This window comes from Desulfogranum aggregans (assembly GCF_055398265.1).
Window position 1 is genome coordinate 213,021 of sequence record NZ_AP042447.1, and the last position, 16,090, is coordinate 229,110.

Annotated in this window: 18 protein-coding genes; 12 read left to right on the forward strand and 6 right to left on the reverse strand. The window is 50.8% G+C overall.

The window, feature by feature from the left end:
* The first annotated feature begins 121 nt into the window (after positions 1–121).
* The 4 genes from ACZ52Z_RS00940 (at position 122) to ACZ52Z_RS00955 (ending at position 2,710) form a co-directional block, all read left to right on the forward strand.
* Positions 122–799 carry a transporter substrate-binding domain-containing protein gene (locus tag ACZ52Z_RS00940; protein ID WP_464268886.1) on the forward strand — a complete coding sequence of 226 codons (678 nt, stop codon included), beginning with the start codon at positions 122–124 and terminating at the stop codon, positions 797–799.
* A 58-nt stretch (positions 800–857) separates the two neighbouring features.
* Positions 858–1,163 (forward strand): hypothetical protein, encoded by a 306-nt coding sequence (locus ACZ52Z_RS00945; protein WP_464268887.1) that lies wholly within the window; start codon positions 858–860, stop codon positions 1,161–1,163.
* Entirely contained in the window at positions 1,156–1,638 is a 483-nt protein-coding gene (locus ACZ52Z_RS00950) for a hypothetical protein (RefSeq protein WP_464268888.1), read from the forward strand. Before ACZ52Z_RS00945 ends, ACZ52Z_RS00950 begins: the two co-directional genes overlap by 8 nt.
* 118 nt (positions 1,639–1,756) lie before the next feature.
* Positions 1,757–2,710 (forward strand): tyrosine-type recombinase/integrase, encoded by a 954-nt coding sequence (locus ACZ52Z_RS00955; RefSeq protein ID WP_464268889.1) that lies wholly within the window; start codon positions 1,757–1,759, stop codon positions 2,708–2,710.
* A 174-nt stretch (positions 2,711–2,884) separates the two neighbouring features.
* Here the strand turns inward: ACZ52Z_RS00955 and ACZ52Z_RS00960 are convergent, their stop codons facing one another.
* The 3 genes from ACZ52Z_RS00960 to ACZ52Z_RS00970 form a co-directional block, all read right to left on the reverse strand.
* A complete protein-coding gene (locus tag ACZ52Z_RS00960) occupies positions 2,885–3,280 on the reverse strand; it encodes a DUF2391 family protein (RefSeq protein WP_464268890.1) in 396 nt (131 codons plus the stop codon).
* 302 nt (positions 3,281–3,582) lie between these two features.
* Positions 3,583–4,992, reverse strand: a complete 1,410-nt coding sequence (locus ACZ52Z_RS00965) for a sigma-54-dependent transcriptional regulator (protein ID WP_464268891.1) — start codon at positions 4,990–4,992, stop codon at positions 3,583–3,585.
* A 242-nt stretch (positions 4,993–5,234) separates the two neighbouring features.
* Positions 5,235–6,038, reverse strand: a complete 804-nt coding sequence (locus ACZ52Z_RS00970; protein ID WP_464268892.1) for a class I SAM-dependent methyltransferase — start codon at positions 6,036–6,038, stop codon at positions 5,235–5,237.
* Between the two features lie 348 nt (positions 6,039–6,386).
* Between ACZ52Z_RS00970 and ACZ52Z_RS00975 the strand changes: the two genes are divergently transcribed.
* Positions 6,387–6,644, forward strand: coding sequence for an MTH938/NDUFAF3 family protein (locus tag ACZ52Z_RS00975; protein ID WP_464268893.1), 258 nt, complete (start codon positions 6,387–6,389; stop codon positions 6,642–6,644).
* Between the two features lie 417 nt (positions 6,645–7,061).
* Here ACZ52Z_RS00975 and ACZ52Z_RS00980 read toward each other — a convergent pair whose 3' ends face one another.
* Complete coding sequence (locus ACZ52Z_RS00980) at positions 7,062–8,045, reverse strand: YheT family hydrolase (protein WP_464268894.1); 984 nt, start codon at positions 8,043–8,045, stop codon at positions 7,062–7,064.
* A 250-nt stretch (positions 8,046–8,295) separates the two neighbouring features.
* Positions 8,296–9,987, reverse strand: coding sequence for an FAD-dependent oxidoreductase (locus ACZ52Z_RS00985; RefSeq protein WP_464268895.1), 1,692 nt, complete (start codon positions 9,985–9,987; stop codon positions 8,296–8,298).
* A 387-nt stretch (positions 9,988–10,374) separates the two neighbouring features.
* Between ACZ52Z_RS00985 and ACZ52Z_RS00990 the strand changes: the two genes are divergently transcribed.
* On the forward strand, positions 10,375–11,760 hold the full coding sequence (locus ACZ52Z_RS00990) for a sigma-54 interaction domain-containing protein (protein ID WP_464268896.1): 1,386 nt from the start codon (positions 10,375–10,377) through the stop codon (positions 11,758–11,760).
* Between the two features lie 64 nt (positions 11,761–11,824).
* Here ACZ52Z_RS00990 and ACZ52Z_RS00995 read toward each other — a convergent pair whose 3' ends face one another.
* Positions 11,825–12,265 carry a hypothetical protein gene (locus tag ACZ52Z_RS00995; protein WP_464268897.1) on the reverse strand — a complete coding sequence of 147 codons (441 nt, stop codon included), beginning with the start codon at positions 12,263–12,265 and terminating at the stop codon, positions 11,825–11,827.
* Positions 12,266–12,699: 434 nt separating this feature from the next.
* Between ACZ52Z_RS00995 and ACZ52Z_RS01000 the strand changes: the two genes are divergently transcribed.
* From ACZ52Z_RS01000 to ACZ52Z_RS01025, 6 genes are read left to right on the forward strand one after another with little or no spacing between them, the layout of a single operon-like run.
* The gene (locus ACZ52Z_RS01000; protein ID WP_464268898.1) at positions 12,700–13,140 is read left to right on the forward strand and encodes a NifB/NifX family molybdenum-iron cluster-binding protein; all 441 of its coding nucleotides are present in this window, start codon (positions 12,700–12,702) and stop codon (positions 13,138–13,140) included.
* Positions 13,141–13,179: 39 nt separating this feature from the next.
* Entirely contained in the window at positions 13,180–13,437 is a 258-nt protein-coding gene (locus ACZ52Z_RS01005) for a hypothetical protein (RefSeq protein WP_464268899.1), read from the forward strand.
* A gap of 35 nt (positions 13,438–13,472) precedes the next feature.
* A complete protein-coding gene (locus tag ACZ52Z_RS01010; RefSeq protein WP_464268900.1) occupies positions 13,473–13,844 on the forward strand; it encodes a hypothetical protein in 372 nt (123 codons plus the stop codon).
* Between the two features lie 17 nt (positions 13,845–13,861).
* Positions 13,862–14,701 carry an ATP-binding protein gene (locus ACZ52Z_RS01015; protein ID WP_464268901.1) on the forward strand — a complete coding sequence of 280 codons (840 nt, stop codon included), beginning with the start codon at positions 13,862–13,864 and terminating at the stop codon, positions 14,699–14,701.
* 15 nt (positions 14,702–14,716) lie between these two features.
* Positions 14,717–15,625, forward strand: coding sequence for an ATP-binding protein (locus ACZ52Z_RS01020; RefSeq protein WP_464268902.1), 909 nt, complete (start codon positions 14,717–14,719; stop codon positions 15,623–15,625).
* A gap of 18 nt (positions 15,626–15,643) precedes the next feature.
* A complete protein-coding gene (locus tag ACZ52Z_RS01025) occupies positions 15,644–16,027 on the forward strand; it encodes a NifB/NifX family molybdenum-iron cluster-binding protein (protein ID WP_464268903.1) in 384 nt (127 codons plus the stop codon).
* The last annotated feature ends 63 nt before the right edge of the window (positions 16,028–16,090 follow it).

Sequence of the window (16,090 nt, forward strand, 5' to 3'; positions counted from 1 at the left end):
TGTTTCCCCCGGGACGAGCAGCAGTTCTTCCTTCCGTAAATGGAAAAAACCCGGCGCTGACAACGGGGCGTCTACTCAGCAGTTGCCTGCTATTGCGAAACAAGGAACACTGCGCGTTGGCATGACTCCGGGAATGATGCCGTTTGGACTTCTTGCCAAGTCGGGAGCACTGATCGGTTTTGATGTTGATCTGGCCACCGACATCGCGAATCGGCTCGGAATGAAGTTGGAGTTGAAGCAGATGAAATGGGATAGGCTGATTCCCGGACTTCTCGCCAACGAGATTGATCTCATCGTCACTGCGATGGAGATTACGGAAGATCGACAGCGGTCAATGAGTTTCGTGCCCTACTTCAGCGGTGGTCTATCGGTCCTGGTACGAACGCGAGATTCACTATCCCTGGAAACGTATAGGGAGCTTAATAATGATCAATTCACTATTGCGATAAAGCAGAGCGAATTTCTAGAAAAAGCGGTACGAAACAAGATGCCCCATGCACGGATATCCCGTTTCCCGAATTACAATAAAGCCGTGGAGGCAGTCCGAGACGGCAGGGCCACCGCGACGGTTGCAGATCTGATATTCAACCGGATAGTGATCTTGAAATACGGCCCTGACGTGTTCACGGTCCAGCCGAGTCTGCTAACCGAGCAGACACTCGGGATTGGCTATCGAAAAACTGATCAAGAATTCGGATCCTGGCTCGATAACTATATTGGTGATATCAAGAAGAACGGGACGTACGATAGGATAGAAGCCGCATGGTTCAACGACTCCGCATGGTTGTCAAAATTCTGAACGTAATGCCCCGCCTTGAAAAATGCCACTACTATGGCGCTAACAAAATAACAGTACATTGAATTATCTGCTCATTGCCATATTCGTTATTGGAGCGGTGATCTGCTGCCTCAACCTGTACTACTCCCATATCAGCTACCTGCTCCATCGCATCTCCGGAAAATATGCAGATACGTTTCAAGGGGCGTCGGGAGTACCGATGGCAGGCTCACTACTGGTGGTAATTGGTCTGCTGGGTACGTGGCGGAATCCGTTGTTTTTCTGGTCGGGGATTATTTTTTTGCTCATCGATACTTGCGGGCCATTGTGGATGGCCGGAACCTTGATCTACATGGAAGTTTGGGGAAAACGAAAAGATGACTGATCCGGTTCCCGATGCACAGAGACCACAGGCAAAAAAGAGAAGACCAGGCTGCCTGATAATTTTCCTGGTTGTCCTGGCATTGCCGCTGCTCTGGTACAATGCTGCTTCGACAAAGATCGAGAAGGAAAATGAGTTCAGGCTCCATCTTTTTCAAACCGTGGTTACGGCGATAAACAGCTATTTTCAGGCCCACCAGCGCTATCCGGACGATCTCTCACTGCTCCACATAAACCAGCAGAATATTGTCGAGGAGTATGAAGAATCGGGGGTGCTTGATTACTATCGAGATCCGTTGGGGTCTGAATGGTACACTTTTACATGTAGGTATTCAGGGATAGTGGCTTCGGGAAGTGGCCGCCATCGCGTTGGATGGTCCGGTATCCAGTACAGCAACCAAAAAGATAAACTTCCGTTACCTCCCGGAACGAATGGGCAGCCAGGTGACAATGGATTCTATTTTGCGGATTTCCATTAAAGGACACCCTTATAAACCAGTATTGATTAATCACTGTATATACGTAATAAAAACGAGACCGAGAATATGGTAAAATAAGGTCATCAACATCCTGTTTTTTCCAAGGAAGAAGGAGGACGTGACGACCAATTCACTCAATTTCCCAGCAAAACATTACCCTACTGATTGGCTCCAATCAGTCCATTCAACCAACCACTCTTTGCTCATTCCGCTTCAGGACAATGCAGCCCTTGAAGCAGAATCCTTACGGACATTGTTCGCACCTTCTGCCGGTGCCCTGTATGTGTACCGTCCCAGTAAACGACGACAGGCCCTCAATAAAGCGGTGGACAAGCTGGAGGCAAGTAATCTGCCAGGCTTCGAGTATGTAATTTCCTACCTTTACGGCAAATATCGTAGCAACCACTCAATCTCTTCAATCAGTCAGACAGGAAGGACGGTTCATGCTTTCCTGTTGTTTTTCAACGGATTAGGGCGTCAGGATATTCGCCAAATCCAGCGAAAAGATATAGCGCAATACGTGGAGCACGAACAAGAGCGTGGTTTAAAAATCAACTCAGTACGCAATCACCTTCACACTGTATATGCCTTTGTTAATTACCTGGTAAATAACGATATATTGCCAGCAGAGATTCTGCTCAAGAAGATCAGGTTAAGAATGCCGGAGATCTTGCCCAAAGCCATCCCACCGGAGGATATGGATAACTCCCTGAGCATCCAGAACCCCAATAGTGGAAGAGCAGAAGAGACGGTTTATGTTCCACGAAAAATCCTGGTAAGGTTAAGCCAGTATGTAAAAGCAAATAATTTCGACACGGATGAACGTATATTTCCGATATCATACGTTGCAGCCTGGTCAATGGTGAAGAAGGCAGGAAATTTGGTCAACATAGAGCTTCGGCCACACGACCTCCGCCGCCATGCAGCTACCTATGCCTCAAGGTCTGGTACCCCAATAGAAATCGTCAGCAAGGTCATCCTGCGGCATGTCGATCTTTCAACGACTCAGCGGTATCTCGGGAAGGTCAATGATATTGAAGCAATTCGGTGGATCGAAACGCTTTATGGATAAGCATTCAGCAACGGGCGGGAACAGGCTCTCGCCCGTTAATGATCAGGAATAGTGTTAAATTGAAGCATTGACAGAATATTCAGACCTTCTTTAATGGTAATGCTAACGAGAGGTATTCTTTCTCGCCGGTAGCTTCGGCAATCAGCTCGTATTCGTTTGTTAAATGGATTTGACTCACTCTTTGTCAAAACTGTCCACAGCTATTGCACCCATAGATGCCGGCATAGTGATAACTATAATGCGTTTTAAGGACGTTGTAGGATCGTCCAGCATGGGTAGTTTATCTAAGCACAGTAAAACCAATCCAACAACTAACGCTGTCATTAAGTAAGCTACCACTATACGAAAAATGAATACAACTAAACGGGACTTAACATTTTTCTGAAATACACTTTGATAGGTAAACAGAGCGAGAAATAAAACAGAGAGAGTAAATAGCATAATCAAATTAGGAAAGGGCAATGTTTCCCCTAATCGCCATGCTTCTTCAGAAAAAGAAATTGGTACTGTGAGCGCAAATGCTCCTACAAATACCTGACTTGCATCTTCCAAATTGAAACTAAATTTCATTCTTGCACTTTTTATCCAGTTACTGTTCTAAGCAACTTCATAATTTACATGTTTTCCATTTCGCACGATCTTAAAAACATCATAATCCTTTATATAATTTTGCCATATCCATTGGCAAGTTCATTAACTTGATAAAACCATTAATTTAGCCTTACTCCTGTCCTTCGCCGAACTTGCCCTTTCGAAGCAGCAGTCACCTCCCGAATCCGGTTCTCTTTATCGCGGCAGGAAAAGGGAAAGGAGTATCAGGCGTGGTGTGGTCTGGGCCGTGTTGTTCATTGTGTCGGCATGACCCGAAGGTTTCACGGGCGATCGATATTGTACTTATCCATTTTCGCATGCAGGGTAGGCCGAGAAATGCCCAGCAGCCTCGCGGCCTGAGACCGATTTCCTTTGGTCAGATCAAGCGCCTCCTTAACCAGTAACGCAGCTACATAATCCACACAGAATTCAAAGGACTTGTGCTGTCTGCCGGAAGCCAGTACCGAGTGAATCCAATTCTGTACATGTTCAGCAGGTGCATTATGGTCCTCTTTTGGGCAGCGAATGACATTGGAGAAGGTGATGTCTTCCTGCTGGATGGGTGCGCCTCGATTGAAGATAAGGGTTTTTTTTAAGGTGTTGGAGAGTTCACGAATATTTCCCGGCCAGTCATAGGCCATGATTTTATGCACTGCAGCCCGTGTGATCCCTGGACTGGGGATAGACATCTGTCTGCTGAGCCGCGTGAGCAGGTAGTTGATCAGCGTATCCATATCTTCTCTCCGCTCTCTGAGCGGCGGCATGGTGATGGTCACTACGCGCAGCCGGTAGTAGAGGTCCTCACGAAAGGTTCCCTCAGCTACCGCGTTTTCCAGGTTTTTGTTGGTGGCAGCGAGAATGCGAACATCCACATCGATCGGTTCTTTGCCGCCAATGCGTTCGATGGAGTTTTCCTGAAGCAGGCGCAGCAGCTTGGCCTGGGTTGAGAGCGGCATGTCGCCGATTTCGTCAAGAAAAACAGTACCGCCGCGTGCTTGTTCTATCTTGCCGATTTTACGGTGATCAGCCCCGGTGAAGCTGCCTTTTTCGTAGCCGAACAGCTCACTTTCCAACAGAGATTCCGGAATGGCAACACAGTTGATGACCACAAATGGTTTACCGGCGCGGTCGGAGTGGTTGTAGATGGCGCGGGAGGCCAGCTCCTTGCCGGTTCCCGATTCTCCACGGATGAGAACGGTCGCATCCGTTGAACTCACTTTGCCGATGGCTTTGTACACCTCAAGCATTTGCCGGCAATTACCTACGATGGCATCATGGCCGGAAAAATCGTCGCTTTCAGGGTTGACCATTACCGGTTCTGAGCGGCGGGTACCAGTGAGGAGGCCACTTCTGACCAGTTGCACCATTTCAGGCGGATTAAAAGGTTTATAAATAAAATCATACGCTCCTTTTTGAATGGCATCGATAGCGGCTTCGGTGTTGCCCGCAGAGGCGGTGCAGATAACGGGAACCGGGGGACAAAGGGAGTGGAGAAAATCCAACACGTCAAATCCTGATCTGTCCGGCAGGTGCATGGCCAGAATGATCAGGTCAGGATGAAGGGTCTCGGCCTGGTCCATGCCCTCTGTACCATTGAGGGCAGAGGCCACGGAATACCCCTCCTGCTCAAGGGTTGTGGAGAGACTGCTGCATAGCGCAGGATCATCATCAATAATCAGGATGACATGCATGGGTATGCCTCGCGTGCCGGCGGTCAGTACGTGGATCCATTTCCCCGTTGTTCTTGGTCCTTTCGCAGGGGCGCTTTATGGTATGAGCTGTACGCTCTAAGGCCACGTTTTTTTCAGCTGGGTACTTTTTTGCAACACTTCTGTTGCAAGTTCAACTAGTTAATGATACCTCCGTCGACAGTTTGGTTCAACGGGTTTCTGGTCTGTAGTGGAAAGGGGGCAGGCGGATGGCGTGGAATAAATTAGGTTTTCTGCCACTGGATGGCAAGAAAGGCGCCTGTGTCCGGGTGCAGGTGTTGCCCCTTGCGCTCGATGGAGGGGATCTGGTCGACCGGATCGTGTTTCAAAAAGTGGATAGCGGTCCTGGTCACAGCGGCTGATGGAGCAAGTGCCCGCATTTCTTCCGGTGAGCGAAAGTGGATATGCTGAAAGAGCGTATGGCCGTTGTCAGCATTTTGCAGTCTCCGCTCTGCCCAGGGACTGAGGCTGTTGAGGGTGGTTACCACCACCAGACCACCTGTGCGAGCAACCCGGTTAAGTTCTGCTATTGCCTGGGAGGCATCGGCGATAAACTCAATGGCCGTCATGGAGAAGACCTTGTCAAAGCTGTTGTCGGCAAAAGGGAGGGCGCATATATCACCCTGGAGTCCAGCGAAGTGTCCCGTGTCTAGAAGGGTTACGGCTTTGTGCACCATGGGCAGGGAAAGGTCAAGACCAGTCACTGAAGCACCTGCAATCAGCACCTCCCGGGTAAATATTCCGGTGCCGCAGCCGGCGTCCAGAATATGTTCCTCGGGAGCCGGTGTCAGGAGGTCCAGCAGGAGGTCAGTCTCGTATTGCTTCACCAGTCGTCCGGTCGGGGTGGTGAACCAGGCATCGTATCTTTCGGTCCAGGAGTCGAACAGTGCGGTAGTCATGTCCCTGTTGGTTGAAGAGGTTATGGATTCTATGACTGATTCCTGTGAAAGATACTGGGGATGTCCCTGCTCGTCGGTTGAGTGGAGCAGGCATTGGCTCCAGTCTGCCAATGCATGGTGTCGCCCCAACCCACTCCTGAACATCCGCTCGACTGTTGTCCTCCAGCCGAGGTGTATTCCTCACGAGTGTCACATACGAGAAAAATACAACTATGGGCTGTGGGAGGCCTCTACCAGGCTGCAGCTTTATGTTTAACCTCATATGTGCATATCCGTAAAGAGGGATTTCGTGTCTCTGTTAACACGTCGATTTATATAAAAACAGGGATTGTTCTTCATGTCCTCCTGCAGGTTGTTTTGGTTGGTGACGGAGTGCGCTGGCAGCTCTGTAAAAAATGAGTAATGTTTAATAACGCAATTGGCAAAGGGTGCGTTTAGGCAGGGGTGAAAGGTGGGCAGAAATGGTGGGTGAGCAGGATGGAAAAGGCGAGGATAACTGACTATTCGTTCGGGCAATTGATCTATAAGGGGGTAACCTATCGTAAGGACCTTATTATCCTTTCCGATGGTAGTGTGCTGCATCCCTGGTGGCGGCAATCAGGGCATCACCTTGTGCTTGCAGACCTGCGGGAGGTGCTTGACACTCCGGTTACGGTGTTGGTCGTAGGTACTGGAAATTCGGGAATGATGAAGCTCAACTCCCATACCCTTGCAACCCTTGAAAAAGAGGGGTGAACGTGGTTGCAGCGCCGACAGCTGAGGCGGTTATCCGGTATAACAGTCTGGGAGCACACGCCGACAGGGTGGTCGGGTGTTTTCATCTTACCTGCTAAGTTGTGTGAGAATGCTCCCTGGCACACTCCAGGGTGCTCTTCTGGTTGGTGCGTCGGCGGTATGGAGCGGAGGATCACCTTTTCCCGGCGCGTTGGCTTTATATTTCCTCTTGATAAGCGTACATTTCGTGATCAGCCGCTATCAGCAGATCGCTGGCGGGAATGACAGGTAAGTCATCCCGCAATTCCATATCATGGAACAGGGCCACAAATTCATCGCTTCGTCTGGTATTGATCGGATGTTTGAGTGCACCGCTGCCTTATGTTCCAGCAATGAAGCCTGTGCAGGCGAGCGAGAGGTGATGCGGGAGGTGAACAGTCAGTTCACAGGGTACTGGGTGAAAATTTCGATCAGGCGTCGATCTGCCCAGCTGTTGAGCCTGTAATCTTCAAGAAAACCACAATGCCCGCCATACTGTACCTGGTCAACCTGCAATACAGGAGAAAGGGAGGGAATATTTGGATGGATGAACGGTGTTATGGGATCATCGCTGGCATGAATGATGTGGGTGGGGGTGGTAAGTGTACTGAGCATGGTGCTGCTGATGGCATAGGCGGAGAGATAGGCGCGGGTGGTCGGGTGGTCGGTATGACGGGGGACAAAATAATCGTGCATTTGCGTGAGAGTGCGGAGGCCAAGCAGGGTCTGTTCGCTGTCGAGATCAGGAAACAGACGAAATTTCTTTTGCAGTGAACGTTTCCATTTATCGACAAAATAGCGATGGTACAGGGGGTGCTGCTCCTCCAGTGCCTCGGTTGCTGCAACCGGATCGATGAGGGGGCTGATGGCGGCTGTAGCTGTCAGTTGAAGGGAAGCCTCCGGTGCACGAAGTGCAACGCGCAAGGCAAAGTTGCCCCCAAGCGAGAAACCGGCAAGGAAATGACAGGGATGCGGAAACCGGTCGTGAACAGCGGCAATGGCCTGCACGACCTCCTCCAATCGGGTGGAATTAAACAGTTGCCGGTTAAGATGATGGCTGTGGCCGTGATCGCGAAGATTCAGGCGGAATACGTTGAATCCGGCATCGTAGAGAGCGCTGGCGGCAGAGAGGAGGTAGGCAGAATCAATACTGCCTTCCCAACCATGGATAAGTGTGACCTGTCCCTTGGTATTGGCCTGGTTTGAGCTCATCGCACCCAGCAGACGTACACCGTCTCCGCAATCGAGAATATGCTGCTGACTGTCCCTGCGAAGCCTGGCAGCACGTCGCCCTGCAACCAGCTTTCGTGGTGCCAGGCTGGCCAGTACTGTCTGTACATGGGGGTTCCTCAGGAGGCGGGGAGGGGTAAATGGTACCGGCATTGGAGAGATGCTCCTTTAAGAGTGGAATACTCATGCAGTGGGCAAGGTGGTTTCCTTGCAGAGGCGGCAGGGATGTTCACCAGCTTGCAGCGGTGGAAAGCAGGCCGCCTGCAGAGACAACCTAGGCATGCGCCCGGTGGAATCAATCGGTTTTCGTGCGGATCAGCGGCATGAGGAGAGAGGAAGAACACCCTGCTTTTCCGGACCGCAGCGTTGGAAAAGCAGGGTAGGCAAAAGATCGCCGGATTGGTTATTTCTTTCGGGGATATGGCCAGGCCATGATGCCGCCTTCCATAACCTTGACATTGGTGTAGCCGTGCGCCTGAAGAACGACCGCCGCCTCGTAGCCCCTGAGGGATATTTTACAGAAACAGATGATTTCCTTGTTTTTGTCTTCCGGGAGTTGGTCGAGACGGTCGCGGAGCGCTCCTATAGGGATCAGCTGCTCATCGATGCCCAGGTGCATCTCTTCGTATTCTTCCGGACTGCGACCGTCCATATAAAACGGTTGTTCATTGTTTTGGACCTTCTCCCATACGGCTGCAGCGGAGATACCATTCATTCTGCCCTTGAGTTTATTCTGCATGATGTGGGCAGAGGCAATGAAGTGGTCGATGGCCAGGGAAAAGGGCGGTGCATAAGGGAGGTCGGCGTTTACCAGGTTGTCGACAGTCAGCTTGCCTTTGATCGCCATGGCGGCGGTGGCTATCTGCTTGGAGACATCACCGGGACCGACACACTGGTAGCCGAGAATTCGCTGGTCAGAGGTGCTGACAAGCAGTTTGGAGACCAGTAGCATCGCGCCCATAAATCCGGGTTTGTCCGGGCTGGCGTTGACGATTGTTTCATAGTCGGTAATTCCTGATTTTTCAGCCATTTTTTCCGTCAAGCCGGTTGAGCCTGCACTGAAATCAAAAATCTGGCAGATGCCCGAGTGATAGGTTCCGGGAAAGGTGACACTGTTGCCGAGTATTGCATTTTCTCCGGCCACCCGCCCCTCCAGGTTTGCCAGGTCGCCCATGGGGGAGAAGGTCTTGCCGCCCACGTTGAGGTTATCTATTTCCACGCAATCTCCGGCAGCATAGATGTCGGGATCCGAGGTCTGCATGAAGTTGTCAACGGTTATGCCTCCCAGCTTTCCGACCTCAAGTCCGCAATCGGCGGCAAGCCGGCTGTTGGGGCGAACGCCGATAGACATGACCGCAAGTTCGCAATCCAGCACCGTGCCATCAGCAAGGGTTACCCCGGTAAGCTTTCCGTTTTCTCCGTTAAATGCCTTGAGACCGGTGCCGGTGATGACCTGGGCTCCTTTGGCTTTCATGTGATTTTCCACCAGCTTGGCCATTTGCCAGTCAAGGAAGGGGAGGACCTGATCCAGCAGTTCGACCACCGTTACCTCAATACCGGATAACTGGAGCGCTTCACAGGTCTCAACACCGATCAATCCCCCGCCGATGATCACCGCCTTTTTTACCTGCTTTTCGTCACGGACCTTGCGCAGGTAGTCAGAGTCCTGCATGCTCAGGAGGGTCGTGATTCCCTCGAGTTCGATGTTGGGAATGGGGGGCATGTTGGGGTTGGCCCCGGTTGCGATGATGAGCTTGTCGTAGGGAAACTGCTGCTCTGCCCCGGTATTGACATTTCGGCAGGTAACCTGTTTCTTCTGGCGATCAATTGAAATGACCTCCGTTTCGGTGAGCGCCGTTATACCTTTCGCCTTGTCAAAAAAAGTTGCATCGCGAACGACCCCGGTAGGTGTACAGAGCAGTTGGTTCCGGTCGTCAAACAAGCCACCAACATAATACGGCCATCCACAGGAGGCCATGGAAAGGTCCGGATCTTTCTGGATGATGGTGATATTGGCAAACTCATCCAGCCGTTTGGCTTTGGCGGCTGCTTTTGCACCGGCTGCCGATCCGCCGATAACTACAATGTTTTTCATGGAGTCTCCTTGGTAAAGTAATCAATACTTCTTATTGTATAAAATGTTTCGTGTACTATAAACGTGTTGGTGTAACTAGCTGTTAATGTTGCCCATACCGGTAGTGCGCTGTTACGCACCGGCATTTTAAGGACCATATCTCCGCCCGCTTGCCAGGGGATTATTTTTTCTGTATGTAATTGCTGGTCATATACACAAAACCAGCCTGACAGGCCAGGGAAAATGTCATATGGTGGTGATGTTAAGGAGAAATACCTATTTCGCCCTTTGTTGCATATTATTTTGTTTCAGGCGGTTAGGCATTTTGAAAAAGGGTAAGAAAAAAATCAGTAGTGCTGACAGGCCCACCACCTGTCACTTGGCCGAATGGAACGCAAGGGCAGGGGAATGAAAAAGGAAAAAGCAGTCGCGGCAAATGTCACGGAAACCATTTTAGAGAGTATCTCTGACGGTGTGTTTACCGTTAATCACGAATGGCGGATTATGTCCTTTAACCGTGCCGCCGAGGAAATCACCGGAATCCCCAGGGAAGAGGCTATCGGCAGGTATTGCTGGGAGGTTTTTCGGTCCAACATGTGTGAAGGTGACTGTGCACTCAAACGCACCATGAAAGAGGGCAAAGCCTTTGTAAGTACCTTTACCTATATCATCAACAGCGAAAAAAAACGGATCCCCATTGCCGTCTCGACGGCACTGCTCAAGGGGGAAGACGGGCACACTCTGGGCGGCGTGGAAACCTTTCGAGACAATACGCTGGTGGAGGAGCTGCGCAAGGAACTGAGCGGCAGCTGTAAGCTGGGAGATATGGTTAGCGCCAGCTCGGTTATGAAGCGGATCTTCTCCACCCTCCCCTTGATTGCGGAAAGTGATTCCACGGTGCTGATTGAGGGGGAAACCGGGACCGGCAAGGAGATGATGGCCAGGGCGCTGCACGAACATTCCCTGCGGCGGGAGAAACCGTTTCTCGCGATTAACTGTGGTGCCCTGCCCGATACCCTGCTGGAGTCTGAACTTTTCGGCTACAAAGCTGGTGCATTTACCCACGCGGTGAAGGATAAGCAGGGCATCTTTGCCGCTGCAGCCGGAGGAACCATTCTTCTGGATGAACTGGGGGAGACCAGTGCGGCTTTTCAGGTCAAACTTCTGCGAGTACTTGAAGAACGAGAATTCCAGCCTCTGGGCAGTGTAAAGAAACAGGCAGCCAACGTACGTATACTTGCAGCAACCAACCGTGATTTGAATGAACTGGTGCAGAGCGGTGGGTTTCGCCAGGATCTTTTTTACCGGGTCAATATCGTGCGCATCCAGCTTCCGCCCCTGCGGGAACGAAAAGAGGACATTCCTCTTCTGGTTGACCGCTTTATTGCCAAGATGAACCGCCTGCGCGGTAAAGCGGTATCCGGTGTCAGTGATCAGGCGCTGGAATTACTTATGGCGCATACTTTTCCAGGGAATATAAGAGAGCTGGAAAATATTATCGAACATGCACTCATCCTCTGTTCACAGGGAGTGATTGAGCGGGAGCATCTTCCAGCCTACCTGTTCGACCAACCCTCCAACCAGAAATATGCGGCGCCTGAGATGGCCACCATTCAATCAGCCGTTGCCACCACCGAGGTCGAACAGATTAAAGCGGCCCTGAAGCGCAACAACTACAATCGAACGGCAACAGCGAGGGACCTCGGAATGCACAAAAGCACCTTGTTCCGCAAGATCAAAAAATTAGGGGTTGCATTACCGGAGGTAGACGGACGTCACGCTGGCAGAGGATAGCGAGCACACTGTCCTCCGGGCGTTGCACTCCTTGGGAGTGCGAAGGCCAAAAGGCAGCGAAGCTTCAACGCTGAAGTGCTGAGCTTGCCGTGGGGTAATGAACGAGGGTTTCACATATGAGGGAACGGGCCTGGTTGTAATCAAGGATGTTCGCCTGTACAGCTGCCTGCAGACGCAGGAACAGATGGTGAAACATATCTTCCTGGCGGTGGACCATGTTACAGGGTGAAGTGTTAGTACGTCTCTCCGCAGGAACCGAGGAGGGGCTGAACATACGGGCATGTTCCACAGCAGGTTGATCGACATCAAATTTTTTCGCAAGAAAAGCCGTCAGTTTTCTGGCCTCTCCTGAGGTGATTTTTTTCTGTCGTAAGTGGTGTTCTACTGTGTGTATTACCGACCAGGCGTTTTCCTGCCTGTATTTTCTGATAAAATAATCCCGTAACTCTGTTACGGCCTTTTTTTTCTCTTTTTCGAGCATGGATTGTTTTATGTCATAGATCATGAGGTACCTTAAGTGGTGACTGAGAGGAGCCTGTATTACGGCGTTTATGGAAATAATAATCATTCCCAGGGTCATTCTTCTTCTATAAGCATTTTTTTCCGTTAACAGCAGAAAATAAACCATGCATCCCCTGAGAGAGGGTGTGAGGCATGGTTTATTGTCGGCAAAAGAGCGTTGCGACTATGCGCCGCTATAGAGTCGCATAGGGTCGCATGGTTGCGTCTGTGCAGGTGCGGGCTTATCCGTATTTTTGCTCAAGATATGGATAAGGAAGTGTCGTACCATGTACAGATGAACTGTAGAGAAAAAGAGTATTCATTTTAAGTTGCTGTGAATGTGGTGAAAAATCGTTTTGTCGACAACTTTGAAATGTGCAGCAGCAGATATTTGCAGAGTGACGATGAGTCCTGGCACGCTGGTTGCTTTATAGTGGTATGGAAAGGCAAACTCTGCAACGCAATGTCGCTATAACGGTATGGGAAGACCGGGTATCACCGGTGTTTGACGCCGCGCACACATTGCTGATTGCACAAACCGAAGCATCGCACGTTGTTGATACGCAATATCATCGCTTTGACCCTACGCGTATGACCCTGTTTATTGAACTGCTCAAAGAGCAGAACGTAACGGTTTTGGTCTGTGGAGCCGTGTCCGAAGAGCCGGCGCAACTGGTGGAAGGTGCAGGGGTGACCCTTATTCCTTTTATAGCTGGGAGTATCAGCGCGGTTTTGAAGATGTTGGTTGTTGACCGACCAATGTGGAGTTCGCTGAAGATGCCCGGGTGCGGCAAAAGTATCTGTTGCAGGGGAAAAATTCGTCGGGGACAGGAAATACAGGCTGATCAAATTGAACCCGCCTTCAAGTATCCGTCCTAAGGAGTTTCTACATGGGTGTGGAAAACAAGTATGAGGTGATTGAGACAACCACTGCACTGGATAAGCGCCACCAGCCTCAGGATCAAGTGCCGCAGGTACAGAGGACAGGGACATGGATGCCTCGACCAGTTGACCGAACCGGCCTGCTGCCCAGAGTCCTTTCTCATTTGGTGCTCATGGCTCAGCGACTGGTCGGAAGCTCTGAACCGCAGCCTCGTTGCCGTAATCAATCGGGTCGTGGAAGAGGGGCGTGTCGGGGCGGTCGTGGCCAGGGAAGAAGAAACCGCTGCTGAGTAGGCGGTAATCAAGAGTGCATTAAGGAGTGAGTGTACGTGAATATATTGTTGGTATACCCCAAAGACATTTCAATTCAATCGTTCCAGCAGACCTTGGCAGAGGAAACAGGCGCCGAAGTGGCGGCAACCGAAAGTACCAGTGAGGCACTGCAACAGATAAAGGATGGAGCTGTTGATGCCGTGGCCGTGGCTGAGCAACTTGAAGGTATGTCCGGAGTTGCATTTGTGGAGCAGCTGATCAAGGTTAACCCGCTGGTCAATGCAGCACTGTCCAGCTCGCTTGCTCCTGGAGCCTTTCATGAGGCGACCGAAGGGCAAGGGGTGCTGCTGCAGTTAGCTGTAAACCCGGATGCGGGAGATGCCAGGCAGTTTGTTGAAAAATTGACAAAAGTTACCAGTTTGCTCTAGCAGGTGAGAGAAGAACAATGATTATCAGTGTGGCCAGCGGTAAAGGCGGAACAGGAAAGACCACGGTCTCCACGAACATGGCAGTGGCAATTGACCGTGAAGTGAAGTTTCTTGACTGTGATGTGGAGGAGCCCAATGCACATCTTTTTCTACATCCCGAGGTAACCCGAACGGAAACAGTGGCAACACCGGTTCCCAAGGTCGATGCAGCCTTGTGTAATCAGTGCAGGAAGTGCATGGATATCTGTCGTTTTAATGCCATTACTGTCGTCGGTGAGAAGGTACTTGTATTTCCAGAGCTGTGTCACAGCTGTGGAGGGTGCATGCTGGTCTGTCCTGAAGGGGCCATTTCGGAGACCGATCGGGAACTAGGATGCATTGAATATGGCGCATGCGACCATATCGCCTTTGCCCACGGCAAAATGCGTATTGGCGAGGCCATGTCGCCTCCTTTGATCAAGGAAGTGCGGAAGAATGAAGACAGGAATGCGTTAACTATTATTGACGCTCCTCCCGGCACCTCCTGCCCGGTTATTGCTGCCATTCATGAGGTCGATTTTGTGCTGATGGTCACTGAGCCTACGCCGTTTGGGCTCCACGATCTCAAACTGGCTGTAGAAGCTGTTAAGCTCTTAGGCATCCCCAGCGGACTGGTGATAAACCGCAGTGACCTGGGTAATCGTGAGGTGTACGATTATGCCAAAGAGCAGCAAATACCCATTCTACTGGAAATTCCCTTTGACCGAAAAATTGCAGAAACCTATTCGGCTGGTAAGATGATGGTGAAGGAGATGCCAGAGTGGAAAGAGAAATTTGCACAGCTTTTTGAAGATATAGAGCATATTGTTGAAGCATAAACGAGAGTGAGAAGCATGCGCGAGTTAGTCATATTAAGTGGAAAAGGAGGCACTGGCAAGACGAGTTTGACGGCCGCTTTTGCCCATTTGGCCAAAAACAAAGTCTTGTGCGATGCAGATGTTGATGCTGCCGACCTGCATCTGCTGGCACAGCCCCGTGTGCAGCAAACCACTGACTTTATGGGCGGGGGATTGGCCGAAATCGACCCTGAGCGGTGCATTGAGTGCGGCACCTGCCGCGAGGTATGCCGTTTTGGCGCCATCGCACCAACCTTTATTGTAGATCCCATCCTGTGTGAGGGATGCGGGGTGTGTGTAGACCTCTGTCCCGAAAAGGCTGTAGACTTTCCTCCACAGAAGTGCGGGGAGTGGTTTATCTCCGATTCCCGGCTGGGACCCATGGTGCATGCCCGACTGGGAATAGCCGAGGAGAATTCAGGTAAACTTGTCAGTCTGATTCGTAAGGAGGCACGACAGTTGGCCGAACAAAATGGCCAGGACCTGCTCATTACTGACGGCCCTCCCGGCATCGGCTGTCCGGTCATCGCAGCAATCAGCGGCGCTACCGCGCTGGTGATCGTGGTTGAGCCGACTGTTTCCGGTATTCATGATATGCTCCGGGTTGCAGACCTGGCCGCACATTTCCAGATTCCAGGCATGGTCTGCGTCAATAAATTTGATCTCAACCAGGAGCTCACTGAGTCAATTGAGCGAGCGGCTGAAGAACGGAACATGAAGGTGGTTGGCAGGGTTCCTTTTGATCCGATTTTTGTCCGCTCAATGGTTGAGGGACTCAACATCTTTGAATATGCGGATGAGCAATCCGCAACCCTGCAGGCTGTGCAGGAAATATGGAAAAAAGTAGTGAATTCATCGGTGCTCAACAGTATGGGCGTGGTGGATTTAAAAGCAACAATTCAATAATAAGTGAGAAGAAGAACAATGGCGATGATGAGAGTAGCGATTCCCTCGAATGGTGAAGGCGGTTTAGAAGGCACGCGTGCAGGTCACTTCGGCCACTGTGATGTCTTTACCTGTGTGGATTTTGAAAACGGGGAAATTAAAGACGTGACGATCGTCCCTAACCGTGAGCATGTGCAGGGGGGATGTATGGTACCTGTCAACCTGCTGGCAGAAAACAAGGTGAACGCTCTTGTCGTTGGCGGTATCGGCATGCGACCGTTGATGGGTTTCCGTCAGGTCGGAATTGAAGTCTATCACGATGCGGAGCGTCCGGATATCAGGCCGGTTGTGGAAGATTTTCTGGCTGGCAATCTGCCGTTGATTACCGATAATGATGTCTGTGGCGGTGGAGGAGGCCGTTAAGATAAATTTTTTCTTTGACCCGTCCGGTAATACTTTTTTTGCATTAATTTCAGAGTTTCTCCT

Coding starts and splice junctions, on each gene's coding strand:
- ACZ52Z_RS00940 (WP_464268886.1), top strand. CDS start 122: ATGACTCCGGGAATGATGCCGTTTGGACTTCTTGCCAAGTCGGGAGCA.
- ACZ52Z_RS00950 (WP_464268888.1), top strand. CDS start 1,156: ATGACTGATCCGGTTCCCGATGCACAGAGACCACAGGCAAAAAAGAGA.
- ACZ52Z_RS00960 (WP_464268890.1), bottom strand. CDS start 3,280: ATGAAATTTAGTTTCAATTTGGAAGATGCAAGTCAGGTATTTGTAGGA.
- ACZ52Z_RS00965 (WP_464268891.1), bottom strand. CDS start 4,992: ATGCATGTCATCCTGATTATTGATGATGATCCTGCGCTATGCAGCAGT.
- ACZ52Z_RS00975 (WP_464268893.1), top strand. CDS start 6,387: ATGGAAAAGGCGAGGATAACTGACTATTCGTTCGGGCAATTGATCTAT.
- ACZ52Z_RS00980 (WP_464268894.1), bottom strand. CDS start 8,045: ATGCCGGTACCATTTACCCCTCCCCGCCTCCTGAGGAACCCCCATGTA.
- ACZ52Z_RS00985 (WP_464268895.1), bottom strand. CDS start 9,987: ATGAAAAACATTGTAGTTATCGGCGGATCGGCAGCCGGTGCAAAAGCA.
- ACZ52Z_RS00990 (WP_464268896.1), top strand. CDS start 10,375: ATGAAAAAGGAAAAAGCAGTCGCGGCAAATGTCACGGAAACCATTTTA.
- ACZ52Z_RS00995 (WP_464268897.1), bottom strand. CDS start 12,265: ATGATCTATGACATAAAACAATCCATGCTCGAAAAAGAGAAAAAAAAG.
- ACZ52Z_RS01000 (WP_464268898.1), top strand. CDS start 12,700: ATGGAAAGGCAAACTCTGCAACGCAATGTCGCTATAACGGTATGGGAA.
- ACZ52Z_RS01015 (WP_464268901.1), top strand. CDS start 13,862: ATGATTATCAGTGTGGCCAGCGGTAAAGGCGGAACAGGAAAGACCACG.
- ACZ52Z_RS01020 (WP_464268902.1), top strand. CDS start 14,717: ATGCGCGAGTTAGTCATATTAAGTGGAAAAGGAGGCACTGGCAAGACG.
- ACZ52Z_RS01025 (WP_464268903.1), top strand. CDS start 15,644: ATGGCGATGATGAGAGTAGCGATTCCCTCGAATGGTGAAGGCGGTTTA.